Raw genomic sequence first — 24,242 nt, forward strand, 5'->3', positions numbered from 1 at the left:
TTTCACCTTTTCCTGCAAGGTTTTCCTATTGTCTACAATATCCCCTTTAGCTCCATAATGCAACCGTGCCAAGGGCTACGGAAGAGCCGATGACAGCCCCGGCCAAGGTATCGGATGGATAATGCAAGCCCAGGTAAATCCGGGAAATCGCTACAAGTAGAGATAAGGGCAATAAGGCCAAGATTAGTCCGGGGGCCGCTGCCATGAAAGGCACGGTCACGGAGAAGATAGCTGTTGTATGACCGGACGGAAATGAGTGGTCGGTCAACGGATTGCGAAAGGTATTCGTGCCAGGCAAGGTCAAATAAGGCCGTACACGCGGGTACGTTTTCTTGACCACAGCCACGGGAATATGGCTTGCCGCCAGAGCAACGCAGGATTGCAGGCCAATTTTGCTCCATGGTTGTGGTGCCGCGATCCAAATCAGCAGGGAGGATATGATCGTAAACCAAGCTCCACCCAGATGAGTTAAATGATAAAGCCAAAAGTTCAGAAAACTGTGATGCAAGCGACCATTAATTCCTATAAAAAGCTTTCGGTCGAGTTGTTGTAGCTTATGAAATAAACGAATCATGAAATCCCTCCGCATGATGTTTAACCGCGTATTGCGGCCTGAAGCGCCTTGGGGCACACCTTTCAAATTGCTGTCTATCTAAAGTAGCATGGCATTTTCAGGTTAGACTTATCATATTTTTAATCCATGGCCTTTTCAAGAACGTTTTTTGCACCAGGAGCCACGGGGACAAAAATGAGCTTCTTTTTTTTAGTAGGCTGATTCAAATGATAGCAAAAAAGTTTAAAGAAGATGGTGCGGAATTGTAAACTTTTTGCCGGGTAGCTTCGTCATGTATACATGGCGTGCCGATGAAAACCTTGCTGATCAAGAAAAAAAACAGAAAAAAGAAATAAAAAATGCCAAAAATGATGAAAATAAGATGTAACCGTCCCTGAATGCAGCAAGTAGGGGTCCGATGCGCCCTAATTGACCAACTTCAAGGTATTTGAGCTGCGACGGGGGCAGAGCCGTTTTGACAAAAGACGTGAAGTCATGGAAAATCGTAATGGTTTACTTCACCAGAGCAACAAAGTAAAAGAACAGAGAGAAAGACGAAACAAAAATGAAACAAGGGTCATAACAACAAAATAAACTCCAAACAAAGAGAAAACACACAACAAAAGGGGTTAAAAGGGGGCAAAAAATCATGTTTGAAGTCTTTTTGATCGCACTTCAGGTCGTGCTCGCAGTGATCGGGGTATATCAATTCGGCTTGGCTCTATTCGGCATGTACAGGAACAAGCACAAGGAGCAGTTTGCTCCAAGCAAATCATTTGCCGTGCTGGTAGCGGCACATAACGAGGAAAAAGTAGTTGGCGCTTTGATGGAGAACCTGAAGCATCTCAACTATCCGAAAGAATTGTACGACGTTTTTGTCATTTGCGATAACTGTACCGACAATACCGCGAGCATCGTCCGCGAACACGGAATGCATGCTTGCGTCCGCAGCAACTCGAATCTGCGCGGGAAAGGCTACGCCATTGAATGGATGCTGAAGGAGCTCTGGAAGATGCCGCGGCAATACGATGCCGTAGTCATGTTTGACGCTGATAATCTGGCGCATCCGGATTTCCTGCGGGAGATGAACAATGATCTATGTAGCGGCGCCCGGGTTATTCAAGGGTACATCGATACCAAGAACCCTGAGGACTCCTGGATCACCGCTTCCTATGGCATCTCCTATTGGTACTGCAACCGTTTGTGGCAATTGTCCCGGACAAACCTGAAGATGGCCAATTTCCTGGGCGGTACGGGCATGTGCTTCGAGACCGAATTGTTAAAGGAAATGGGTTGGGGCGCAACGAGTCTGGTTGAGGATTTGGAATTTACAATGCGTTGTGTGGAGCGCGGGGTCTACCCGGTCTTTAACTACAACGCCAAGCTGTTTGATGAGAAGCCGCTTACGTTCAAAGCATCTGCTCGTCAGCGCTTGCGCTGGATGCAGGGGCACTTTACCGTTGCTCGTCGTTATTTCTTCCCGTTGCTCTGGCAGAGCATCAAGGAACGGAATGTAGTGAAGCTGGACATGGCCTTGTACGGTGCCAATGTATACGTAGTGCTGTTGACCTTCCTGCTCACGGCCTTGATCTGGGTGGATCAGGCTTTGCTGAACGGTCCGCATTTTGATACGCTTTACGGCTATTTGCCACTATGGGTCTCCTTTGTGGCAATATTGGCCAACGTATTTATTTTTTTGGCAGCTATGGTTCTGGAGAAGATCAAATTCAAGAAGGTATATGCTTATCTGATCTTGTTCCCGGTTTATTTGGTTTCCTGGTGGCCCATTACGTTTTATGCTTTCTTCACGCAGAACAACAAGCAATGGAGCCACACGAAGCATACGCGGGTGGTCCGTTTGGAAGAAGTGCAAAGCAAGCAGGGATAATTGTCGCTTGACCGATTATTCTTGATTGTGATATAGTGTTTAAGGTTACAAGAATGACTTTGATATTTGGATTGCAAGTAGAGGCCCTGGCTTCTCACCTGATCGACCTTATGTCGGCTGGTTTTGATCCGTTGATTTGTGAATGGTATGTTCATGATGATTAACGATCAATGAGGGATGCAGGCGATTGTCTGTATCCCTTTTTTAGTGTGTAAGCCTGGTCAGAGCAGACTTAGAACTATCTGGAGGTGGAGAATTATCAGTAAGGAACACATGATCAATGATGAGATTCGTGCAAAAGAGGTCCGTCTGGTGGGTGCCGAAGGCGAGCAAATCGGTATTACGCCTCTGCGCGAAGCGCTGCAGATGGCTATTGACTTGAATCTGGATCTGGTGAATGTTGCGCCGACGGCCAAACCGCCGGTTTGCCGGATTATGGATTATGGCAAGTTCCGCTATGAGCAGCAGAAGAAAGAGAAGGAAGCTCGTAAGAATCAGAAGATCGTGGATATTAAGGAAGTATGGTTCCGGGCCAATATCGAGGAACATGATTTTCAAACAAAGCTTCGCAATGTGGTCAAATTTCTGAAAGACGGCGACAAGGTAAAATGCTCGGTTCGCTTCCGCGGACGGGAAATTACCCATGCGGATATCGGGAAGAAGATTCTTGATCGCGTAAAAGAAGAAGTTGCGGAGATATCAGCCGTTGAGCGCTTTCCGAAGCTGGAAGGCCGCAGTATGATCATGATCTTGGCACCGAAAAACTAACGTTTGTTTTCTATATATAGTAAAGAAAGCGGCGTCCACAAACTTTGAGGGGGAAGTACAATGCCTAAAATGAAAACTCACAGCAGCCTGAAAGGCCGCTTCAAAATTACCGGAACCGGTAAAGTAAGACGTTACAAAGCGAACCGCAATCACTTGCTGTCCCATAAGTCGAAACGTGGCAAACGTGTTTTGGCCAACAGCCCTGTTGCTTACGCCGGTGACGTTAGCCGTATGAAGCAACAATTGGCAAACCTGAAATAATTGAAATCAGACAAATACACACAATGACCTGGGAGGTTTTATAAATGGCAAGAGTTAAAGGCGGATTCGTCGTTCGTCGTCGTCATAAAAAAGTATTGAAATTGGCTAAAGGTTATTTCGGTTCCAAACACCGCATTTTCAAAACAGCAAATGAGCAAGTGATGAAATCCTTGCTGTACGCTTATCGCGATCGTCGCACGAAGAAACGTGATTTCCGCAGATTGTGGATCGTACGTATCAATGCTGCGGCTCGTATAAACGGATTATCTTACAGCAAGCTGATGCATGGCTTGAAGCTGGCTGAAGTGAACATCAACCGCAAAATGCTGGCAGATCTTGCTGTAAATGATCTGAATGCATTTAATTCGTTGGCTGCTGTTGCGAAGGAAAAGATCAACGCTTAAGTGAGATGTTAATCAAGGCGCTGTCTCCGGTAAGACACCGGGACGGCGCTTTTTTTGGGAAGAGAAGAGTAAACCCCCCTTACAAAATCGATGCCTATAAGAAACTGTGGGAAAAACAGGTATTTCTTGCTTGGTAATTAGTGGTGTTCTGGCATGGAACTTCAGAAAACTTGGCACGATATAGATAAGAAGCCATCGCTTACATGAAGCGAACATTGAATGATATTTATGTCTAAAGAAAGCGTTTTAAAATGAATAAACCCGAAAATTATTTAACCAATGGTTGTTAAAGGTATGGATTTTAGCACATTTTGCAGGTATAATCGGTCTGTGTGGTGAAACCTAGACAGGCCACAATATTCTAAGGGGGATATAATCGCAATGAACAAAGCCTTCAAACTATCTTTACTTATGGTGCTGGCACTCACTTTGGTTCTGGCGGGATGCGGCAACAATGCAGCAAACAACGGTGGAGCGGCCAATACAGGCAACACGGGTAATGCCGACAATACGCAAGCGGGCAACGGTGGGGACACCGCGTCTGATGCATCCAAGTTTAAAATCGGTCTCGTCACCGACGTAGGCGGCGTAAACGACAAATCCTTCAACGAATCTGCATGGGAAGCTCTTGAAGCATTGAACAAAGAGCAAGGTATTGAGCACAAATATTTACAAAGTAATCAGAGCTCGGACTATGTTCCGCATCTTAACCAGTTTGTGCAAAATGGCTATGACCTGACCTGGTCGATCGGTTTTGACTTGGGAGATGCCACCAAACAAGTGGCTGATGCCAACCCGAACGCCAAGCTGGCGATTATCGACAGCGTTGTTGAAGCCCCTAACGTAGAGTCTGTTACCTTTGCCGAGAATGAAGGGGCATATTTGGTTGGAGTGGTAGCAGGACTTACCACAAAAACAAATAAAATCGGCTTTATCGGTGGTACCGAAACCCCGGTTATTAAACGCTTTGAAGTTGGCTTTGAAGCCGGCGTGGCTGCCGTGAATCCGGATGCCGAAGTGAAAATTACTTATGCAGCCGCTTATGACAAACCTGATATCGGTAAGTCCCTTGCAGCCCAACTGTTTGATTACGGCGCGGATATCGTATTCCCGGCTGCTGGGCAGACAGGCAACGGGGTATTTAACGAAGCAACGGCACGTAACAACGCTGGTGGCGCTAATAAAGTCTGGGTAATTGGCGTGGATAAGGACCAATCCATTGAGTTTGGTAATGAAGTAACGCTGACTTCCATGATCAAGCGGGTAGACGTTGCGGTGAAGAACGTGACGCAACAAGTAATCGACGGTACTTTTAAAGGTGGACAAGTCACGAACCTGACCCTGAAAGAAGACGGCGTGGGCTTGCCTGAAGAGAATCCAAACCTAGACCAGGAAATTCTGGATAAAGTAGAAGAGTACAAGCAAAAAATCGTCAGCGGGGAAATTACAGTTCCGGCTGAGTAATGATTTTTAGCAGGTGCAGTTCAGACCTGCGTCGAAAGTAGAATATAAGGTTTCAAGCAGGCAAGGCCAGTGGATCAACTGGCCTTGTTGCTTGCGTTAATCCCAATATGGTGAGGGTGATTTCATGAGTGCTGAGGCTCCAGTGGTCGAGTTAAAGCAAATCACAAAGCGTTTTCCAGGTGTAATCGCAAATGACTCCATTAGCCTGACTTTGCGTAAAGGGGAGATTCATGCCCTGCTCGGTGAGAATGGTGCGGGTAAATCAACGCTGATGAACATTCTGTTCGGACTCTATCAACCCGATGAAGGTTCAATTGAGATGAACGGCAAGCCGGTGACGATCGATAACCCTAATAAGGCGATCAAGCTTGGAATTGGGATGGTTCACCAGCATTTCAAGCTGGTACAGCCTTTTACGGTAACCGAGAATATTATTCTTGGCATGGAACCCAAAAAAGGCTTTAATATCGACTATAAATCCGCGTCTGCCCAAGTGGCAAAATTGTCAGAGCAATACGCTTTTCAGGTGAATGCGAACGCTAAAATCCAGGATATTTCTGTCGGGATGCAGCAACGGGTCGAGATCATGAAGATTTTGTTCCGCGGCGCGGATGTACTTATATTTGATGAACCTACCGCGGTGCTTACGCCGCAGGAGATTCAAGAGCTTATGGAAATCATGAAGCGTTTGGTTGCAGAGGGGAAATCAATTATATTGATTACCCACAAGCTGAAAGAAATTATGGATATTTCGGATCGCGTGACGATTATTCGTCGCGGCAAGGTGATCGATACGGTGGATACGGACAAGACCAACCCGCAGGAACTGGCGGAGAAAATGGTTGGCCGCGACGTTTCTTTCAAGGTGGACAAGCAAGCACCGCAGATTGGACAGCCTGTGCTGCAATTAAGAGAGGTAACGCTTAAGGGCAAGCATGGAATATCTGTTCTGAACGGGCTGAATTTGGACGTGAAGGCTGGCGAAATTGTTGGCATAGCCGGAGTAGACGGGAATGGTCAAAGTGAATTGATCGAGGCGATCACCGGGCTGCGTAAAATCGATTCTGGCTCCATTCAACTTGGGGGCAAGGAAATCGCTAATTTGCCTGCGCGGAAAATCATCGAAAACGGACTCTCGCATATTCCTGAGGACCGTCATAAGCACGGGTTAGTGCTGGATTTCTCCGTGAGCGAAAATATGGTCCTGGAAACCTATTACAAGGAGCCCTATAGCAAACGTGGTTTCCTGGATCACAAGACGATTGACGAGCATGCCAAGGCGCTAGTGGAAGCCTTCGACGTTCGTACGCCTAGTGTCGAGACGAAAGCGCGCTCCTTGTCGGGCGGGAATCAGCAGAAGGCGATTATTGCGCGGGAAATAGACAAAAATCCGGATCTGCTCATTGCGGCACAACCGACGCGTGGTCTGGATGTGGGAGCGATTGAATTTGTTCATAAGCAATTGATTGAGCAGCGCGATCAAGGGAAAGCAGTATTGCTCGTTTCCTTTGAGCTGGATGAAATTATGAATGTATCGGATCGCATCGCGGTCATTTACGAGGGGCGTATTGTGGGTGAGGTGCTTCCACAGGAGACCAATGATCAGGAGCTTGGCCTGATGATGTCGGGAAGCCTGGAACGGGGAGGTCATAGCGTTGGATAAATTGCGCAAAATATTCACCATGGACAGCCTGATTTTGCCGCTTGTGGCCATTATTCTTGGCTTGCTGGTCGGTGCGGTAGTTATGCTGATTGGCGGCTATAACCCGCTGACAGCATATGGTGCGCTGATTCAAAGGGTCATTGGCAATCCCTATGATTTCGGGGAAACGATCCGTCAGATTACCCCCTTGATTTTTACCGGCTTGGCCGTCGCTTTTGCCTTCCGTTCCGGTATGTTTAATATCGGTGCTGACGGTCAAGTATTGATTGGGATGACCTCGGCTACGGCTGTATCACTTTCCTTGTCGGCTCTTCCCTCGGCAGTGGTTGTACCTCTGGCTGTGATCGCCGGGGGACTGGGAGGCGGCTTATGGGCGGCCATCGCAGGTTATCTGAAGGCCAAACGGGGCATCAACGAGGTTATCACCACGATTATGCTTAACTGGACGGCACTGTACTTATCGAATTATGTTATTCGTCATTTCTTTCTGTTGAAGGGACAGAATCGTTCGGAGAATATCGAGGCTTCTGCGGCGATGACATTTCTAAATGAAGTATTTAATAATGCGCGAATCCATTGGGGAACCTTGGTCGCGCTTTTGGCTGCGGCATTTTTCTTTATCTATTTGTGGAAGACCAAGCAGGGCTATGAAATGCGCTCTGTAGGCCTCAACCCGAATGCTGCTGAATATGCCGGTATGAATGTGGGCCGTAATGTGGTCAAAGCTATGTTCATTAGCGGTGTATTCGCGGGTCTGGCGGGCACCTTTGAGGTGCTGGGCGTATTCCACTATCAATCCGTCTTTGCCGCTTCCCCAGGTTATGGCTTTGATGGCATTGCTGTAGCGCTGCTGGGCATGAATCATCCCTTTGGCGTGGTGCTGGGGGCCATTCTCTATGGTGTCCTGACTTATGGTGCGGCTGGTATGAGCTTTGGCGCCGGAGTTCCTCCGGAATTGATCAAGATCGTCATAGGCTCGATCATATTCTTCATTGCGGCTCAGGGCATTGTCAAACTTATCTTGAAGCCCCTGGTTATGAAGCGCAAGAAAGAGAAGGTGTTGTAAGATGGATGTGCTAACACTACTTGGTCAACTGCTCAATTCGACCCTGGTCTTCTCGACGGCTCTTATTTTCACCGCCCTTGGGGGGATTTTCTCGGAGCGCTCGGGTGTAGTGAATATCGGGCTGGAGGGCTTGATGATCTTCGGTGCATTTGCGGCCGGAGTAGGCACCTATTATGCTCAGGAAGCAGGCTTGGGGGCGTTCGCTCCATGGGTGGGGGTACTGGCTGCCGTCATTATGGGAGGGCTTGGTGCGCTTATTCATGCAGTAGCTACGATTACATTCAAAGCGGATCAAACGATCAGTGGGATTGTCATCAATTTCCTCGCTGCCGGCTTGACCGTCTATATCGTGAAGCTTCTGTTCGACGGCTCAGCGGAAACGCCGCTGATCAACGTATTTCAGAAAGTTCCTATTCCCTGGCTTCGCGATATCCCGATCATCGGTGAGGGCTTGTTTAATGCCTACCCGACAACTTATCTGGCCTTGATTCTCGTGATTGTCATTTATTTTGTCCTGTTCAAGACGCCGTTTGGGCTACGGCTCCGTTCTGTGGGCGAGCATCCAAGCGCGGCGGACACGCTGGGCGTCAACGTGACCAAGATGCGTTATATCGGCGTGCTGCTTAGCGGGATGCTGGGAGGCATCGGCGGTGCAACTATTACGCTGACTACCACCAGCACATTTGCCCATAACACCATTTCGGGGCAAGGCTTTATTGCCATCGCGGCGATGATTTTCGGGAAATGGAATCCACTGGGCGCCTTTGGTGCAGCGGTATTTTTCGGGTTCTCTCAGGCGATCCGCAACTATGTGCAATTGTTCGAATGGTCCAGAAGTATTCCGCAGGAATTTATCTTTATGATTCCTTATGTACTGACCATCATCGTGCTTGTGGGAGCGGTAGGACGTTCCTCTGCGCCATCGGCACTGGGGGAGCCGTACGATCCAGGCAAGCGATAATAACGTTAATACCTAAGGGTTCCGTCTCTGACGGAGCCCTTTTTGGCATGGGCGGAGCCGGCGGGGAGACAAGCCCGATTTTGCCGTCAAAGGCGATGGCGCAAGCATAGGAGGGGACTTATGAATAGGTTAGGTTGAACACAACATAGCCGACTGGAATATTCGGACAGGGATGACTGTTCACGGCTATAGGATGTAACCTGACAGGAGGAGTTTGCGATGAGCAAATCGGTGACAAGAAAAGAAGCTGGGAAATGGCTGGGCAAGTCGATCACGGCTTATAAAAAAGATGGTACTGTAGTGACAGGCAAACTGGTGAAAATCAGCGGCAACCGCTTGATTATTCGTCAAGCCCCCGGGAAAAAGGTGAAGACCAAGGCACTCATTCCCCTCGTTCTATTCGACTTGCTGGCAATCGGCACAGCTCCGTATGCCGGCTTTGGTGGCGGCTATGGCGGTTACGGAGGTCCCTATGGTGGTTATCCATATGGCCCCGGTCCCGGCTACGGCGGGTACAACTACTTCTGGTAAGTTCTGCTCAGAAACGGGCGGGGAGTGTCTTTTCCAGCTCATAGCATTGGGCCGCCTGGATATAACGCAACCTTTGGTAGCCCAATTTGCGGTAAAACAGGTGGGCTCGGGGATTACTCCGGTCCACCATAACTTTTGCCCGCTTGCAGCCGCGGGACAAGGCAAAGTTCTCGGCGTGGGCCATAAGTGTTTTGCCGATGCGCTGACGCTGGCAGGATGAGTCGACGGCCATCATATCAATGTACAGCAGCTCGCCATGAATCAGAAAATGAATGAATCCCACCGGGTCAGCCTCATAATAAGGTGAGGAGACGAGGGATATTCCACGGGACATGCGTGAAGGCAATTCGCGCAGAGCTGTCTCGATTTCATGGGAGGGCATATGAGAGAAGGGGACAAGCTCTTTCCGGATTAAATCATAGATAAAGGGATCGTCTTGTTTAGGCCTTCTATAACGAATCATACGCTGCTTTTCCTCCTTGCTGTGCGTGTCTGGGCACTATCCTTTATCATATGTTCGCAAGGAAGGAAAGGGTTCCGCAGAAAAAACTTTAATTCATTAGGGTATTGACTCGATGTGTGAACTAATCATATAATGTTCCTAAACATTTTAAGACTATATCATGTATCGGCGATGAAGAGGACGAAGGTTTAAGGGCTCTTTGCTCAGAGAGTGTGTGGATTTGCTGAAACCACCGCCAAAATCCCTTGAATGCGAGCTCACCTCGGAGCCGTTTTCCTGAAAGGCCGCAAGCCATTCCGCGGTAGTGCTTGCGCTGAAGGCTTATTAGGGAAAACCGTCAGGCCCGCGTTACGGACCACGAGTAAGGGCGGCATACGTCTATACTCGTCAAGGCTCGACATTGCGAAGTGTCGGGTGAAAATGGGTGGTACCACGAAGGATCAAACCTTTCGTCCCTCGGAATAGGAAACTGTTCCGGCGGACGGAAGGTTTTTTTGATTTTGATTTGTTTTTATTTGCTTTAAATGAGGGTTCAAAAAGTCGGTGATCAAAAGAGGACTTTTTTTGAACTACCTTTTGGAAGGAGGATGACTGATGAGCGCGCAAATTCCAGAAGTGCGGTCTACAGAACAATTACGTGAGAAATGGATGAAACCGGAAGTCATTTCGGGTTCAGAAATACTGCTTCGCAGTTTGCTTTTGGAAGGTGTCGAGTGTGTCTTCGGCTATCCGGGTGGCGCGGTATTGTACATTTACGATGCGTTGTATGGATTCACCGATTTCCACCACCTGCTGACAAGACATGAGCAGGGAGCCATTCATGCAGCAGATGGTTATGCACGGGCCACCGGCAAAGTTGGCGTATGCATCGCTACCTCCGGCCCAGGGGCAACCAACACCGTAACAGGAATCGCTACAGCGTTCATGGATTCGGTACCGCTTGTTGTCATTACAGGCAATGTCGTGTCAAGCCTGATTGGCACAGATGCTTTCCAGGAGGCGGACATTACCGGCATTACGATGCCGATCACGAAGCATAGTTACTTGGTACGGGATGTTGAAGATTTGCCAAGAGTGATTCACGAAGCGTTCCATATCGCAAATACAGGCCGTAAAGGTCCGGTTCTGATCGATATTCCGAAGGATGTATCAGCGAACAAAGCCCGCTTTGAACCGGTTCAATCGATTAACCTGCGTGGCTATAATCCCACTGTCGTACCGAACCGGTTACAGCTCGACAAGTTGGCGGCGGCCATTCAGGAAGCCGAGCGGCCGGTAATTATCGCCGGGGGCGGCGTGGTGTATTCCGGAGGACATGAGCAGTTGTTTGAATTCGTGAACAAGACACAAATTCCCATTACGACAACCTTGCTGGGATTAGGTGCTTTCCCAAGCGGTCATGAGCTATGGATGGGAATGCCGGGGATGCATGGCACCCTTACGGCCAACCAGTCCATTCAGGAGGCAGACCTGCTGATTAACATCGGGGCCCGGTTCGACGACCGGGTGACGGGCAAGCTCGACGGGTTCGCTCCGAAAGCGAAGATTGTTCATATCGACATCGATCCTGCTGAAATCGGCAAAAACATTCATCCGGACATTCCGATTGTCGGGGATGTGAAGACGGTGCTGGAGCTGCTGAACCCGCTGGTAGCACGTGCCGATAAGGCGGATGCATGGAGAGCGCACATCAGCCAGTCCAAACTGGATAAACCGCTGAAATACAAGGATTCCGATGAGGTGCTCAAGCCGCAATGGGTTATTGAACTTTTGAATGACACAACTGGAGGAGATGCAATTGTCTCCACGGATGTGGGGCAGCACCAAATGTGGGCGGCACAGTATTACAAGTTTAACAAGCCTCGTTCCTGGATCACCTCCGGGGGACTTGGCACGATGGGCTTCGGCTTCCCTTCCGCAATCGGCGCCCAAATGGGCTTCCCTGACCGTCTTGTTATCTCGATCAACGGTGACGGCGGGATGCAAATGTGTGCCCAGGAGCTTGCGATTTGTGCTATCAATAATATTCCGGTCAAGGTGGTTGTCATTAACAACCAGGTGCTGGGCATGGTTCGGCAGTGGCAGGAATTGATTTACAACAATCGCTACAGTCACATCGATCTCGAAGGCAGCCCGGATTTTGTGAAGCTGGCTGAGGCCTATGGTGTTAAAGGCTTGCGTGCCACAAACAAAGAGGATGCCAAGCGTGTCTGGCAGGAGGCGCTCGATACCCCGGGACCTGTGCTGGTGGAATTCGTAGTCAGCAAAGGGGAAAATGTATATCCGATGGTCCCTCAAGGTTCTACCATTGATCAAATGCTGATGGGGGACAGTGAATGATGAGAAGAAACCATGCGATTGCCGTATTAGTTAATGATCAGCCAGGTGTTCTGCAACGTGTAGCAGGTTTGTTTGGCCGGCGCGGCTTCAATATCGAAAGTATTACCGTCGGCCAGTCCGAAGAGCAAGGGCTCTCCAGAATGGTTATCGTCACGGAAGGCGACGACAAGACGCTCGAACAAATCGAGAAACAGCTATACAAGCTGATTGACGTTATTAAAGTGGTGAATTTGAGTTCGCGGCCGATGGTGGCTCGTGAGCTTGCCTTGATCAAGGTGAAGGCCGAGCCGGCCGAACGTCCTGAGATCATGGGGGTTGTCGAGACTTTCCGTGCTGCCGTTGTCGATATCGGGACGGCCAGCATGATTGTACAGGTTGTAGGGGATACGGAGAAGATTGATGCGATGATTGAACTGCTTCGGCCGTATGGTATCCGCGAATTATCAAGAACAGGTGTAACAGCCATGATTCGGGGTAACGCTTGACATCAGAACAGGTGTATAGTTAATCTGTGAGTTCACCGCAGAATTATTTTTTACCCTCCGTCAGGATGGCTGGTGTTTGAGGGGATCGCAGGTGTTAGGAGCTGGCTTTATTGCTTCAAGGCGGCGGTCCGTTGAAACACCCGCTCATCATCTGGCGGAGGAACCATACCAAATCAAGGGCACAGCTTGACTGTCCCGCAAATTTTAGGAGGGCACTAGAAATGGCAGTTACTTTGTACTATGAGCAGGATGCAGAACTTAGCGTATTGAAAGGGAAAACGATCGCAATTATCGGTTACGGCAGCCAGGGACATGCCCATGCGCAAAACCTGCGCGAAAGTGGATTGAATGTGATCATCGGCCTGCGTGAAGGTAAATCCTTCAACAAAGCGAAGGAGGATGGCTTTGAGGTATTGCCTGTGGCAGAAGCAACCAAACGTGCAGACTTGGTGCAAATCCTGATGCCGGACGAGACACAAGCTGCAGTTTATCATAGCGAGATTGCTCCTAACCTGAAAAAAGGCGCTGCATTACTGTTTGCACACGGCTTTAACGTACATTTTGGCCAAATTGTTCCTTCTCCGGACAACGATGTATTGCTGGTTGCTCCGAAATCACCGGGCCACATGGTTCGCCGTACTTACGTAGAGGGCTTTGGTGTGCCTGGTCTGATTGCTATCCATCAGGATGCAACGGGCAAAGCGAAGGAAATTGGTTTGGCCTATGCTAAAGGTATCGGCTGTACACGCGCCGGGGTTATCGAAACCTCGTTCCGTGAAGAAACCGAAACCGATCTGTTTGGCGAACAAGCTGTACTTTGCGGAGGCGTAACTGCCTTGATCAAGGCTGGATTTGAAACCCTGACCGAAGCCGGCTATGCTCCGGAAATGGCTTACTTCGAGTGCTTGCATGAGATGAAGCTGATCGTCGACCTGATCTATGAAGGCGGCATGGCTACTATGCGCGATTCGATCTCCAACACGGCAGAATATGGCGATTATGTAACAGGTCCTCGTATCGTTACGGAAGAAACGAAAAAGGCGATGAAAGAAGTGCTTGCGGATATCCAACAAGGCAAATTCGCTCGCGACTTTATCCTGGAGAACCAATCCAACCGTGCGTTCCTGACGGCTACTCGCCGCAACGAAGCCAACCATCCAATCGAGGTTGTGGGGAAAGAACTGCGCGAACTGATGCATTGGATCAAGAAATAAGTTATAGGCCTTAACAGCAACTCCAAGGTGGCGTCCCTGAGCACGCCTGCCTTGGAGTTTTTTTGAATTTAAATTAGATAGCTGTTCGCGTTCAAAGTCAGGTTTTCAGCACCGAAGCTTAAGCTTCCGATGTGCGTTTTTTCAACCCGCCTGAGCCCTGATGAAGCTAGGGACTGAGAAGCGGAGCTACACGTTTTCTTAGAAAACGACTTCGGAAGCATGGGTACGTGAGCAACGGAAGCCCCCGGGTGAATTCAAGATTCGATGTCGAATCTGCTCCTCGAACTGCTTCGTCCTGGGAAGACGACTTTTTGAACTACCCCTTATAGGAGAAACCTATTAGTCTAATAGATACTATATCTTTGTTAATCCTCACATCGTATGATAAAACAGAAGAAGATGATGTTTACGAGAGGGAGCGGTAGGAATGGCTGAAGTGAAAAAAATCGCAATAATTGCGGGCGACGGTATTGGGCCCGAGGTAGTGGCCGAAGCAGAGAAGGTATTAAAGCGCACAGAGGAATTGTTTGGTTATCGCTTTGAAACGGAGCATGCCTTGTTCGGGGGCATCGCGATTGATGAGAAAGGGACACCCTTGCCGCAGGACACGCTTGAGGTATGCCAGCAAGCCGATGCTGTACTGCTGGGGGCGGTTGGTGGTCCAAAATGGGATAACAATCCGAAGGAGCTGCGTCCTGAGACGGGTCTGCTAGGTATTCGCAAAGCGCTCGGACTGTTCTCGAATCTGCGTCCGGCGGTCGTCTTTGATTGCCTGAAGGATGCTTCAACACTCAAACCGGAAGTACTGGAAGGCACAGATTTAATCGTGGTGCGTGAGCTTACAGGCGGCATTTATTTCGGTGAGAAATACCGTCGTGAAACGGAGTATGGTCAAGAGGCGGTAGATACCTGCGCATACAATGTTACCGAGGTTGAGCGTATTGTGCGTCAGGCATTCGAGATTGCGGGCAAACGTCGCAAAAAGCTCGCTTCTGTGGACAAGGCCAATGTGCTCGAAAGCTCACGCCTGTGGAGAGAGGTTGTCAACCGCGTGGCTCCTGAATACCCCGAGGTAGAACTGGAACATGTACTTGTTGACAACTGTGCTATGCAACTGCTGCGTCGTCCATCCAGCTTCGATGTCATTGTGACAGAGAATATGTTCGGGGATATTCTCAGCGATGAAGCAGCGATGCTGACGGGTTCGATAGGCATGTTGTCCTCAGCCTCTCTGGGAGAAGGCAGCTTTGGACTTTATGAGCCAGTCCATGGCTCGGCACCGGATATCGCTGGACAGAACCTGGCGAATCCGATTGCTACGATTTTGTCGGTCGCCCTGATGTTCCGTATGACCTTCGGGTATGAAGATGCTGCGGATGCGATTGAAGCGGCTGTAGCGAATGTGCTGGATGCGGGTCACCGCACAGGCGATATTGCTGTAGACAAGAGCAAAGCGATTGGTACCCGGGAGATGGGCGAACTGATTATTGCCGCCATCAAGAAATAAGCGATGTGAGTCTAAATAAAGCTTGTTTGACTTTAAAAATAGCCGGTGATACTATGTGAATTGCAGGTTTGCAAAGGAGGGATTGGAGTGGCAGAACGTTTGGTTGGAAGACCCGCACCGGATTTTGATATGGCGGTAGTGACCGGGGACGGTAAGGAATTTGGACGCAAGAAGCTGTCCGATTATCGTGGCAAGTGGCTGGTATTTTTCTTCTATCCACTTGATTTTACCTTTGTATGTCCGACTGAAATTACTGCATTGAGCCAGGCATACGAAGAATTTCAGAAGTTGGATTGCGAGATTCTTGGTGCCAGTGTGGACTCCGAGCATAGCCACAAAGCATGGATTAACACACCGAGGGACAGCGGCGGTCTTGGCCAGTTGAACTTCCCGCTCGCTTCTGATATTACGAAGAGCGTAGCGCGTGATTACGGCATACTGATTGAAGAAGAAGGCATTGCTCTTCGCGGCTTGTTTATTATCGATCCCGAAGGCGAATTGAAATATCAAGTGGTTAACCATAACGATGTGGGACGTAGCGTAGATGAGACGCTTCGTGTGTTGCAGGCGCTGCAATCCGGTGGACTATGCGCTATGAATTGGAAGCCGGGCGACAAAAATTTGAATGGATAGAGGCGGCCTATGAGCCTGCAGCGTCTCATCGTCCGCATCACAAGTCACAAGCGTCGATTTCGATTTTGAGCTTTGAATAAACATAGCAGCAGTACCCCCTGTTTGGGCGATGCCCCCGCAGGGGGTTTTTTGCCCCGCATGCATGGTTTGAGTGCGCTGGCGGAAAAGTAAACGTAAATGTGATTTTATTGATTTCCGCAGGAATTTGCCGAGGGCTCCACGAATAAATTATATGACATCCCTACTTGTGTACACGAACTGGGGAATGAACCAAACGCGGGAAAGGGTGAAGGGGAATGAGTTTTTGCTGCGGAGCCAGTATGTTAGGAACAAAGGGAACATTAAAGCATTATCGTACGCAAGTTCATAATGTACCCCTTTTATTTTGCCCGGTATGTCATCGGGTTGAGGTTCATTATAAAGTTGAAAATGAATATGAAATTTTAGCTGAGTACGCCCATAGTGATGGCGTTTCCGAGATCGACTTTCAGGATTTCGTCATGGAGGATGATGATTCGATCTTTGGCAATTGCGTCAACCGGGAGGATGAAGATCCGCTCGTTATCGTACAAAGCCAAATTGATATTTCACTCGATCTGCTGTCGGTCGCCAAGCAAATCGGCGATGAGAAGTGGGAAGATGAGCTTAAGAAGCGGCTGGCTGTAATGAGCCGTCGCAGAGCCAGACTACAGCATAATAACCGCTAAATCCGCAAAATAGTCTTCCGCGAAGAAGGCTATTTTCTTTTTTTAGGACCAGGATCGTTCTTTTGCGTTGATCCAACCTTTTTCGACAGTATCTCTGGTTGACGATAATTGGAAAACTTTACTATGATTGAAGCAGGATGCTCTTGGGGACGGCACAGTTAGCGTTAAAGCAAGCAGAATCAATAGACAAGCTACTACTTATGTGCGCCGGTTTAGGGAAAAGTTCTTCTCAGGTAGTGATCGTATGTTGTCGGTAAGGGCAAGTACATCATTTGTGTAAAGGGGGAACCAACTTGTTGAGTGAATTTCAAGAGACACTGCTCCAGTCCGTCAAAGCATTCCAATCAACCCAACTCGTCAAGAACAAGTATGAAAACGTGCTCCAGCACCTGGACAGCGGCATTATGCTGTTTGATAGCGATGGGGTTCTAACCTTCATCAATGTTCAAATGGCCAAGCTTCTCGAACTACCGCGCCAGTCCCTCATTGGCTGTAACTTGCTGCATATGCTTCGGCATCCCCACCTCAATTCCTTCAAGAAACGCAGAATTATGCGCATTTACCGGGAGACCATTTTTCACAGAAAGAAATATCACGAATTAATAGATGAATACGGGAGGCACTGGTTGATTACAGTTACCTATGGGGATCAAATGGACGGAGATTTCTTGCTTAGCGTCAAGGATGTCTCCGACTTTAGAAGAATCGAACAAGCTGCTTATCAAAATGATAAGATGGCGATGCTGGGTAAAATATCAGCCGCAATTGCTCACGAAATTCGCAACCCGTTAACGGCTATTCGCGGATTTATTCAATTGCTGCGTCCGCATCTTTTGGAGTTAGGCAAGGATGAATATGCCCGTATTATCTTGACGGAAATCGACCGGGCCAACGATATCATTCATGAATTCCTCAACTCGTCCAAGCCGTCAGCTCCGCAAAAATCAGCGGTGAGTGTATCCTCTTTACTGAAGGAGGTTGTTCTGCTTACGGAGAGCGAGGCTGTTATGAAGGGCTGTCAAATGATCCTGCATGCCCCTTCAGAGGAATTGTTTGTCTCCATTGATGTGAAGCAGATTAAGCAAGTGCTGTTGAATATTATCAAGAATGCGATGGATGCGATCGGCGAAGTGGAAGGTGAACATCAGGGAGTTATTAATGTTGGAGCCGAGATGGATGGGAAATTCGTAAAAATCTCCATACAGGATAATGGTAATGGGATGGACAAGGGGCTGCTGGTTCGCCTCTTCGACCCGTTCTTTACGACGAAGGAAAAAGGGACAGGCCTGGGGCTGTCGGTGAGCTATCGGATTATCCGCAATCACCGGGGAACGATATCTGTGGACAGCTTGAAGGGAGCCGGAACGATCTTTGTTATTTCTCTGCCGTTAGCCTAATTATTGAAGCAAAGGGACTCCAATTGAAAGGGCTCCTTGCTCCGCCGCTGTGGCCGTGGAGCAAGGAGCCTTCCTTCAATTGCTGTGCTAGCGAGTTAACGAGATATATAGGTGGCCGGCAATAGCCTTGCTTAAGGCCAGCCGCGAGCCCTTGACGTTAACGATCAGATTGCCACCCGTTTCATTAACAACTGTAATGGAAGCCCCGGGTACGATACCAAGACCTTCGAGAAACTTGCGAGTGGCGTCGGAGGCTTTACACTCGCGTATGATAGCCTCCTGACCTGGAGGCAGCATAGTTAGTGGCATATGATGAAGTCCTCCTTGGTTTAAGGGCGTTGTTCTGAAGCTTTAGAGTGCTTCTGGAGCTCGCAGCAGGAGCTGAATTGCTCGCAGGAGCCGCTGCATCCGGCACAACCTCCGCCTGATTTCTGACGCTTGATATAGCGGTATACGGTGAAGCCGATAATTCCGGCCAGGATAGCAATGATCAGGTAATCAATCATGAAAATTCCCCTCCTTAGATATGGATACATATGAATTTAGGCAATGCCGATTCCCAGCAGATGCCCGACTTGATAAACCAGCATGGATATTACCCAGGCTAAGCCGCATTGATAAGCCACGGTGAACAAAGTCCATTTCCAGGAGCCCAATTCTTTCTTCGCTGTGGAAATCGCCGCAACACATGGAGCATACAACAACACAAACACCATGACAGAAAAGGCGGCCAGCGGTGTGAAGTGCGCTTGCAAAGCTGTACCCAAGGCGGCTGTGAGCTCTTCGGTTCCCGTATTAATATAGAGAATTCCCAAGGTACTAACAACGGCTTCCTTGGCGATCAAGCCTGTCAGCAAGGCGGCACCAATCTGCCAATGAACGACTGACGAATCCTTGACAAAGCCGAAGCCATTCCAGGTGAAGAGTGGGGCAATTACTTTGCCGATGGCGCCGAATATGCTTTGGGAAGGATCATCCACCATTTGAAAAGAGAAGTTGAAGCTTTGGAGGAACCAAATGACAACGGTCATGGATAGCAGAATCGTTCCGACCTTGATGACATATCCTTTGGCCTTCTCCCAAGTATGAGACACCGTTGATTTCAAGGTAGGAATGCGGTAAGGCGGAAGTTCCATGACAAATGGCGCAGACTCACCACGCAGGACGGTTCGATTGAGCAGCAGGCATGACAGCATGGCCATGACAATGCCCAAGAAATAAATGCTGAAGACGACGAGTCCTCGGTGAGCGGCAAAAAAGGCTCCGGCAAATACAGCATATACAGGAATCCGTGCGCTGCAAGACATAAACGGCATCAAGGTGATTGTTAAGCGGCGGCTTCGTTCGTCCTCCAGCGTACGCGTAGCCATAATGGCGGGGACTGCGCAGCCATAACCCATTAACAGGGGTACGAAGGCTTTCCCTGAAAGACCAAAATGACGGAAGAGGCGGTCCATAACGAACGCTACTCTGGACATATAGCCGATGTCTTCCAGTACGGACAGGCACAAGAAAAGAATAACGATTTGCGGAAGGAAGGAGAGGACGTTCCCGACCCCGGTAATAACTCCGCCTACAACAAGCCCTTGAATAACATCGGAGGCACCTGCCCATTCCAGGAAGCGTGAGGCTGCATCTGGCAGAATTTCGGTCACGAGAGCTCCGAACGGATCGACGATCAAGGCGCCGATAGACCCTACGGCCATCTCAAAAATCAGGTACATAATGGCAAAGAAGATAGGAAGTCCTAATATGCGATGGGTCACAATTTTATCCACTTTATCCGAGAAGGAGAGCTTTCCAGGCCGGAGGCCCTTCTTGACGTGGCGAGAGATGGCATCACTGATATACTGATAACGCAAATCCGCAATCAACGTCTCAAGCTCGCCATCCGCCGCTCGTTCAGCCTCGTTTACGATGTGATCAATAGTGGACTCCAGAGAAGCGGAGAGCTTCAGCGTTGACTTGATCTTCTCATCCTTCTCCAGCAGCTTGATGGCATGAAATAAGGTATTCTCGTATCCGCCTGCCTTCAATGTCTCGCTGATTTCCTGCATGGCTCCGTACAATTTTGTGTTCTTGAGCGGACTTTCAGGAGTGGTCTGAGATTGATGATGAAAGGCGACAGCCTTCTCCAGCAATTCCTTGATGCCTTGATGCTTGGTGGCTACAATCGGAACAATGGGCACCCCCAGGCGCTGCTCTAAGCCCGCGATGTCGATCTGGTCTCCGCGAAGCTCCACTTCATCCATCATATTGAGGGCAATGATGCTGGGAATTCCCAATTCCAGCAGTTGTGTGGTCAGATATAAGTTGCGTTCAATATTGGTGGCATCAACAATATTAATAATGACGTCCGGCTGATCGTTAGCCAAAAAATCCCGGGCAACAATCTCTTCTGCGGTATACGGAGAAAGAGAATAAATTCCGGGCAAGTCGATAATTACGATATTTTCTCTGCTTTTCTTGCATCTTCCCTCGCGTCGTTCTACCGTGACGCCAGGCCAATTGCCAACATGGGCATTGTTGCCTGTCAAATGATTAAAGAGGGTTGTCTTGCCGCTATTGGGGTTGCCTGCTAATGCAAATCGGTAGGCCATCGTTCTTCATCCTTCATTTATAAATTTATTTTCTCGACTGTGATTTGGTCTGCTTCTGATTTACGTATGCTTAAGTCGTAACCGCGAATATGAATCTCCAGCGGATCGCCAAGGGGAGCGACTTTCTTCATCATAATGGTGGCTCCCGGGGTAATTCCCATATCCATCAGCCTTCGCCGGAGAGGACCGCTGGCTCCGATATTTTTGATAATGCCGCTTTCTTTGGGTTTTAGCTCTTTTAAGGATACTATCATCTGGATAACCTCCAACACCAAGTGTAAACTTAATTGAGAATCAATCTCAATTAGACCCAAAAGTAATATATCATGCAGTTTCAAGCTGTACTGTGAACAAAATCATATCGGGAACGCCCTTTACTTTTGGAAGCAGCATCAAGTAAGATGAATAGTAAACTAAGACGGAGAGGAACATGCAAGGATGAAAGCCAATCAATGCAAGATTGTGGATTGCACCATACGAGATGGTGGTCTGGTGAACAACTGGGATTTCAGCGTCGAATTTGTCCAAAAATTGTACGCCGGCTTGAATGAAGCAGGTGTGGACTATATGGAAATCGGCTATAAAAACTCCCCTAAATTGTTAAAAGGGGCTGATGAGGCAGGTCCTTGGCGGTTCCTTAACGATGATTTTCTGCACAAGGTTATTCCTCAGAAAGGAACAACAAAGCTGTCTGCACTGGTAGATATCGGCCGTGTAGACGAAGGTGATATTTTGCCGCGAAGCGAAAGCCTACTCGATTTGATTCGGGTAGCTTGCTACATTAAAGATGTGGATAAGGCGTTGCAATTGGTTCAATTGTTCCATGACCGCGGCTATGAAACGACGATTAATATCATGGCACTGTCTAATGTAATGGAGCATGAACTGCTGGAAGCCTTTGGGATGATCAAACAGAGCGTCGTTGACGTCGTTTATATCGTCGATTCTTATGGTAGCCTTGATTATAAGGACATGGAATATCTGGTGAACAAATTCAAGACCCATTTGCCGGACAAACGGCTAGGGGTGCATACGCACAACAACATGCAACTGGCTTTCTCTAATACGCTGGTTGCAGCCGACCTTGGCGTTGAACTCCTGGATGCTTCTGTTTACGGGATGGGACGCGCCGCGGGTAACTGTCCTACAGAGCTGCTGGTCACACATTTGAAGAATACGAGTTATAACTTGCGTCCAGTGCTCAGCGTGCTGGAGGAATTGCTAATTCCACTTCGCGAGAAGGAAGAATGGGGTTACTTGATTCCTTATATGATCACAGGTACGCTTGATGAGCATCCACGTTCGGCAATGGCGCTTCGGGCTTCGGACGACAAAGACAAGACCGTTGATTTTTATGACAAGCTGACAACTCCGGAAACAACCGTTGTCCGCACCAAAAAATAAGCTGAGCAAATTAATTTTTTGAGCTATGCAAGAGTCCTCATCCCCGTTGATTACGGAGGATGAGGGCTCTTTTTTGTATGATTTCATCCGAAGCTGCCGGGGAGTGGCTCTCCTTTTTCTCGACAAAGTTAGATGGTAAGGCAGGAAAAGAGAGGAAAATGTTGAATTGATAGCATTAGGTACTTTCAGTGCATCGCACGTAACCTACCGTTGGAGGATGATGGACATGAGGATAGGGACAGAACAGAAGGCAACAATCATCCAAGGGATTATTGGTTTGGCGGCGATGATTGTGATTATTCGTTTGTCGTCTGCAATAAATTGGCCTGAATCGGCCCGATGGCTTGTTCTGATTGGGTTGATTCTGCTGTATATTGTATCAGGGGTAGCCGTGTGGTTGCGCCAGCGTCAGCAGGGAATGCGTTCCCCGGCCATGCGGACGCTTATTAGAGCAATGATATTCATGTTTATGGGTCATTTATTGTTGATTTTGCCGCAGGAACCGGGGTATGGGCTGGTTCAGGCGGCTGGACAGTGCTATATGTTTATTTCCTATTATATTGTATTGAAGGGTGCTTATCGCTTGACGGTTGAGGAGCCGCTGCGTGGTCGACAGCAGATTGAAGCACAGATGAAACGTATGTCTTATTATGATGAAGTAACCGGGTTGCCGAATCTTCGGCAGATGAGAGAGAATATTGGCGATTCTTTGGGAATGTCTCATACCTCAACCGGGGTAGGGGTGATCCATATTGACCGATTCAAGGCGATTAACGATTCGTTAGGATATGGAGCGGGGGACAAGCTGCTGACTGAACTCGGCAGCCGTTTGGCGGCGCTGTGCCAAGAACGGGAGCAAATCTATAGAATGGGTGAAGCTGAATTTGCGGTTCTGCTGCCTGATATGCCGAATATTGACGCGCTTGAAGCCCGGGCCAAGCAACTGATTATCTTCGTAGATCCGTTAGTGCTGATCGATGATACCGAGTATCATATTACCTTGAGCATGGGCTTGTCCGTCTATCCCGATGACGGCGATTCTGTGGATCAGATGATTCAATATGCTGATATGGCGGTACAGCAAGCCAAAGAGCAAGGTCATGATTTTATACGGTATAACCCTTCTATGAAGCAACGGACTCAACTCCGAGTAGAGCTGGAGAACGACATGAGGAAGGCACTGGAGCGTGACGAATTGTTTCTGGAATTTCAGCCGCAGATTTGCCTGGACACGGGACGGATGGTTGGCATTGAAGCGCTTGTTCGCTGGAATCATCCCAAGCGGGGGATACTGCCACCTAATGAGTTTATTCCGTTGGCGGAGGATAGCGGTCTGATTGTCCCATTAGGTGAATGGGTATTGAAGACAGCCTGTCAGTACAACAAACAGTGGCAGCTTGAGGGGTATGAGCCGATTAGCGTATCTGTTAACTTGTCGATGCGGCAGTTCCGCCAATATAATTTGGCCGAACGGGTGGGAGCGATTCTGCACGAGGTGGGCCTGGAGCCGCGGTACCTGGAGCTGGAAGTGACGGAGAGCATGACTTACGATATTGAAACGGCGTTAGAGCAATTAAATGGGTTGAAGAAGCTGGGTATACATATAAGCATAGACGATTTTGGTACAGGCTATAGTTCACTTTACTATTTAAAGAGCTTGCCAATTGACCGCCTGAAGATTGACCGGGCATTTGTGCGGGAGGTTATGTATGATTGCAATGATGCCGCCATTATTTCCACGATTACGACAATGGCACATCATTTAAATCTGAAGGTTACCGCCGAAGGTGTGGAGAACGAGGCACAGCTGCAATTTTTGAAGCTTCAGAAATGTCATGAAGCACAAGGCTATTTATTCAGTAGACCGGTATCTGCAGAGGTGCTGGAACGAAAGTTTCTTAGCCGGCTGGTTAGCTAATTGATTTGGACGGCG

The 24,242-nt window shown here is 48.6% G+C and carries 24 protein-coding genes; 18 read left to right on the plus strand and 6 right to left on the minus strand.

Annotation, left to right across the window (positions count from 1 at the left end; all coding sequences use genetic code 11):
• Positions 1-46 precede the first annotated feature (46 nt).
• The gene (locus tag C557_RS0116690) at positions 47-574 is read right to left on the minus strand and encodes a phosphatase PAP2 family protein (protein ID WP_018753033.1); all 528 of its coding nucleotides are present in this window, start codon (positions 572-574) and stop codon (positions 47-49) included.
• Between the two features lie 628 nt (positions 575-1,202).
• On the opposite strand from C557_RS0116690, the gene C557_RS0116700 reads away from it, so the two are divergent.
• The 9 genes from C557_RS0116700 (at position 1,203) to C557_RS0116740 (ending at position 9,559) form a co-directional block, all read left to right on the plus strand.
• A complete protein-coding gene (locus C557_RS0116700) occupies positions 1,203-2,441 on the plus strand; it encodes a glycosyltransferase family 2 protein (RefSeq protein ID WP_018753035.1) in 1,239 nt (412 codons plus the stop codon).
• Positions 2,442-2,714: 273 nt separating this feature from the next.
• A complete protein-coding gene (gene infC, locus C557_RS0116705) occupies positions 2,715-3,209 on the plus strand; it encodes a translation initiation factor IF-3 (protein ID WP_018753036.1) in 495 nt (164 codons plus the stop codon).
• A gap of 60 nt (positions 3,210-3,269) precedes the next feature.
• A complete protein-coding gene (gene rpmI, locus C557_RS0116710) occupies positions 3,270-3,470 on the plus strand; it encodes a 50S ribosomal protein L35 (protein ID WP_018753037.1) in 201 nt (66 codons plus the stop codon).
• 44 nt (positions 3,471-3,514) lie between these two features.
• Positions 3,515-3,874, plus strand: coding sequence for a 50S ribosomal protein L20 (rplT, locus tag C557_RS0116715; RefSeq protein ID WP_018753038.1), 360 nt, complete (start codon positions 3,515-3,517; stop codon positions 3,872-3,874).
• A 381-nt stretch (positions 3,875-4,255) separates the two neighbouring features.
• Positions 4,256-5,338, plus strand: coding sequence for a BMP family lipoprotein (locus C557_RS0116720; protein WP_018753039.1), 1,083 nt, complete (start codon positions 4,256-4,258; stop codon positions 5,336-5,338).
• A gap of 124 nt (positions 5,339-5,462) precedes the next feature.
• Complete coding sequence (locus C557_RS0116725) at positions 5,463-7,001, plus strand: ABC transporter ATP-binding protein (RefSeq protein ID WP_018753040.1); 1,539 nt, start codon at positions 5,463-5,465, stop codon at positions 6,999-7,001.
• The gene (locus C557_RS0116730) at positions 6,994-8,067 is read left to right on the plus strand and encodes an ABC transporter permease (RefSeq protein WP_018753041.1); all 1,074 of its coding nucleotides are present in this window, start codon (positions 6,994-6,996) and stop codon (positions 8,065-8,067) included. Before C557_RS0116725 ends, C557_RS0116730 begins: the two co-directional genes overlap by 8 nt.
• Position 8,068: 1 nt before the next feature.
• Positions 8,069-9,028, plus strand: coding sequence for an ABC transporter permease (locus tag C557_RS0116735; protein ID WP_018753042.1), 960 nt, complete (start codon positions 8,069-8,071; stop codon positions 9,026-9,028).
• Positions 9,029-9,247: 219 nt separating this feature from the next.
• Positions 9,248-9,559, plus strand: a complete 312-nt coding sequence (locus tag C557_RS0116740) for a hypothetical protein (protein WP_018753043.1) — start codon at positions 9,248-9,250, stop codon at positions 9,557-9,559.
• Positions 9,560-9,566: 7 nt separating this feature from the next.
• Here C557_RS0116740 and C557_RS0116745 read toward each other — a convergent pair whose 3' ends face one another.
• Positions 9,567-10,022 carry a GNAT family N-acetyltransferase gene (locus C557_RS0116745; RefSeq protein WP_018753044.1) on the minus strand — a complete coding sequence of 152 codons (456 nt, stop codon included), beginning with the start codon at positions 10,020-10,022 and terminating at the stop codon, positions 9,567-9,569.
• A 594-nt stretch (positions 10,023-10,616) separates the two neighbouring features.
• On the opposite strand from C557_RS0116745, the gene ilvB reads away from it, so the two are divergent.
• The 7 genes from ilvB (at position 10,617) to C557_RS0116780 (ending at position 18,305) form a co-directional block, all read left to right on the plus strand.
• Positions 10,617-12,362 carry a biosynthetic-type acetolactate synthase large subunit gene (gene ilvB, locus C557_RS0116750; RefSeq protein WP_018753045.1) on the plus strand — a complete coding sequence of 582 codons (1,746 nt, stop codon included), beginning with the start codon at positions 10,617-10,619 and terminating at the stop codon, positions 12,360-12,362.
• Positions 12,362-12,847: an acetolactate synthase small subunit gene (ilvN, locus tag C557_RS0116755; protein WP_040677208.1), complete on the plus strand. Its 486-nt coding sequence runs from the start codon at positions 12,362-12,364 to the stop codon at positions 12,845-12,847. Before ilvB ends, ilvN begins: the two co-directional genes overlap by 1 nt.
• A gap of 221 nt (positions 12,848-13,068) precedes the next feature.
• Positions 13,069-14,061, plus strand: coding sequence for a ketol-acid reductoisomerase (ilvC, locus tag C557_RS0116760; protein ID WP_018753047.1), 993 nt, complete (start codon positions 13,069-13,071; stop codon positions 14,059-14,061).
• 427 nt (positions 14,062-14,488) lie between these two features.
• Positions 14,489-15,568 carry a 3-isopropylmalate dehydrogenase gene (gene leuB, locus C557_RS0116765; protein ID WP_018753048.1) on the plus strand — a complete coding sequence of 360 codons (1,080 nt, stop codon included), beginning with the start codon at positions 14,489-14,491 and terminating at the stop codon, positions 15,566-15,568.
• A gap of 87 nt (positions 15,569-15,655) precedes the next feature.
• Entirely contained in the window at positions 15,656-16,201 is a 546-nt protein-coding gene (locus tag C557_RS0116770) for a peroxiredoxin (RefSeq protein WP_018753049.1), read from the plus strand.
• 296 nt (positions 16,202-16,497) lie between these two features.
• Positions 16,498-16,908 carry a hypothetical protein gene (locus tag C557_RS0116775; protein WP_018753050.1) on the plus strand — a complete coding sequence of 137 codons (411 nt, stop codon included), beginning with the start codon at positions 16,498-16,500 and terminating at the stop codon, positions 16,906-16,908.
• Between the two features lie 293 nt (positions 16,909-17,201).
• Complete coding sequence (locus C557_RS0116780; protein WP_018753051.1) at positions 17,202-18,305, plus strand: ATP-binding protein; 1,104 nt, start codon at positions 17,202-17,204, stop codon at positions 18,303-18,305.
• An 87-nt stretch (positions 18,306-18,392) separates the two neighbouring features.
• Here the strand turns inward: C557_RS0116780 and C557_RS0116785 are convergent, their stop codons facing one another.
• From C557_RS0116785 to C557_RS0116800, 4 genes are read right to left on the minus strand one after another with little or no spacing between them, the layout of a single operon-like run.
• Positions 18,393-18,614: a FeoA family protein gene (locus tag C557_RS0116785; RefSeq protein WP_018753052.1), complete on the minus strand. Its 222-nt coding sequence runs from the start codon at positions 18,612-18,614 to the stop codon at positions 18,393-18,395.
• 20 nt (positions 18,615-18,634) lie between these two features.
• On the minus strand, positions 18,635-18,811 hold the full coding sequence (locus C557_RS24550) for a FeoB-associated Cys-rich membrane protein (RefSeq protein ID WP_018753053.1): 177 nt from the start codon (positions 18,809-18,811) through the stop codon (positions 18,635-18,637).
• 36 nt (positions 18,812-18,847) lie between these two features.
• On the minus strand, positions 18,848-20,905 hold the full coding sequence (gene feoB, locus C557_RS0116795) for a ferrous iron transport protein B (RefSeq protein ID WP_018753054.1): 2,058 nt from the start codon (positions 20,903-20,905) through the stop codon (positions 18,848-18,850).
• 17 nt (positions 20,906-20,922) lie between these two features.
• Positions 20,923-21,159 (minus strand): FeoA family protein, encoded by a 237-nt coding sequence (locus tag C557_RS0116800; RefSeq protein WP_018753055.1) that lies wholly within the window; start codon positions 21,157-21,159, stop codon positions 20,923-20,925.
• Positions 21,160-21,343: 184 nt separating this feature from the next.
• Here C557_RS0116800 and C557_RS0116805 point away from each other — a divergent pair, with 184 nt between their 5' ends.
• Positions 21,344-22,309, plus strand: a complete 966-nt coding sequence (locus C557_RS0116805) for an aldolase catalytic domain-containing protein (protein WP_018753056.1) — start codon at positions 21,344-21,346, stop codon at positions 22,307-22,309.
• A 226-nt stretch (positions 22,310-22,535) separates the two neighbouring features.
• Positions 22,536-24,227, plus strand: coding sequence for a putative bifunctional diguanylate cyclase/phosphodiesterase (locus C557_RS23695; RefSeq protein WP_018753057.1), 1,692 nt, complete (start codon positions 22,536-22,538; stop codon positions 24,225-24,227).
• Positions 24,228-24,242: the final 15 nt, after the last annotated feature.

The organism is Paenibacillus sanguinis 2301083 = DSM 16941, assembly GCF_000374825.1.
Classification (GTDB): domain Bacteria; phylum Bacillota; class Bacilli; order Paenibacillales; family Paenibacillaceae; genus Fontibacillus; species Fontibacillus sanguinis.

Excerpts from the sequence above, each read along its gene's own strand:
- feoB (WP_018753054.1), bottom strand. The coding sequence starts at position 20,905 with ATGGCCTACCGATTTGCATTAGCAGGCAACCCCAATAGCGGCAAGACA.
- C557_RS23695 (WP_018753057.1), top strand. The coding sequence starts at position 22,536 with ATGAGGATAGGGACAGAACAGAAGGCAACAATCATCCAAGGGATTATT.
- infC (WP_018753036.1), top strand. The coding sequence starts at position 2,715 with ATGATCAATGATGAGATTCGTGCAAAAGAGGTCCGTCTGGTGGGTGCC.
- C557_RS0116785 (WP_018753052.1), bottom strand. The coding sequence starts at position 18,614 with ATGCCACTAACTATGCTGCCTCCAGGTCAGGAGGCTATCATACGCGAG.
- C557_RS0116720 (WP_018753039.1), top strand. The coding sequence starts at position 4,256 with ATGAACAAAGCCTTCAAACTATCTTTACTTATGGTGCTGGCACTCACT.
- leuB (WP_018753048.1), top strand. The coding sequence starts at position 14,489 with ATGGCTGAAGTGAAAAAAATCGCAATAATTGCGGGCGACGGTATTGGG.
- C557_RS0116805 (WP_018753056.1), top strand. The coding sequence starts at position 21,344 with ATGAAAGCCAATCAATGCAAGATTGTGGATTGCACCATACGAGATGGT.
- C557_RS0116735 (WP_018753042.1), top strand. The coding sequence starts at position 8,069 with ATGGATGTGCTAACACTACTTGGTCAACTGCTCAATTCGACCCTGGTC.
- ilvN (WP_040677208.1), top strand. The coding sequence starts at position 12,362 with ATGAGAAGAAACCATGCGATTGCCGTATTAGTTAATGATCAGCCAGGT.
- rplT (WP_018753038.1), top strand. The coding sequence starts at position 3,515 with ATGGCAAGAGTTAAAGGCGGATTCGTCGTTCGTCGTCGTCATAAAAAA.
- ilvB (WP_018753045.1), top strand. The coding sequence starts at position 10,617 with ATGAGCGCGCAAATTCCAGAAGTGCGGTCTACAGAACAATTACGTGAG.
- C557_RS0116775 (WP_018753050.1), top strand. The coding sequence starts at position 16,498 with ATGAGTTTTTGCTGCGGAGCCAGTATGTTAGGAACAAAGGGAACATTA.
- C557_RS0116800 (WP_018753055.1), bottom strand. The coding sequence starts at position 21,159 with ATGATAGTATCCTTAAAAGAGCTAAAACCCAAAGAAAGCGGCATTATC.
- ilvC (WP_018753047.1), top strand. The coding sequence starts at position 13,069 with ATGGCAGTTACTTTGTACTATGAGCAGGATGCAGAACTTAGCGTATTG.
- C557_RS0116700 (WP_018753035.1), top strand. The coding sequence starts at position 1,203 with ATGTTTGAAGTCTTTTTGATCGCACTTCAGGTCGTGCTCGCAGTGATC.
- C557_RS0116740 (WP_018753043.1), top strand. The coding sequence starts at position 9,248 with ATGAGCAAATCGGTGACAAGAAAAGAAGCTGGGAAATGGCTGGGCAAG.
- rpmI (WP_018753037.1), top strand. The coding sequence starts at position 3,270 with ATGCCTAAAATGAAAACTCACAGCAGCCTGAAAGGCCGCTTCAAAATT.
- C557_RS24550 (WP_018753053.1), bottom strand. The coding sequence starts at position 18,811 with ATGATTGATTACCTGATCATTGCTATCCTGGCCGGAATTATCGGCTTC.
- C557_RS0116690 (WP_018753033.1), bottom strand. The coding sequence starts at position 574 with ATGATTCGTTTATTTCATAAGCTACAACAACTCGACCGAAAGCTTTTT.
- C557_RS0116725 (WP_018753040.1), top strand. The coding sequence starts at position 5,463 with ATGAGTGCTGAGGCTCCAGTGGTCGAGTTAAAGCAAATCACAAAGCGT.
- C557_RS0116745 (WP_018753044.1), bottom strand. The coding sequence starts at position 10,022 with ATGATTCGTTATAGAAGGCCTAAACAAGACGATCCCTTTATCTATGAT.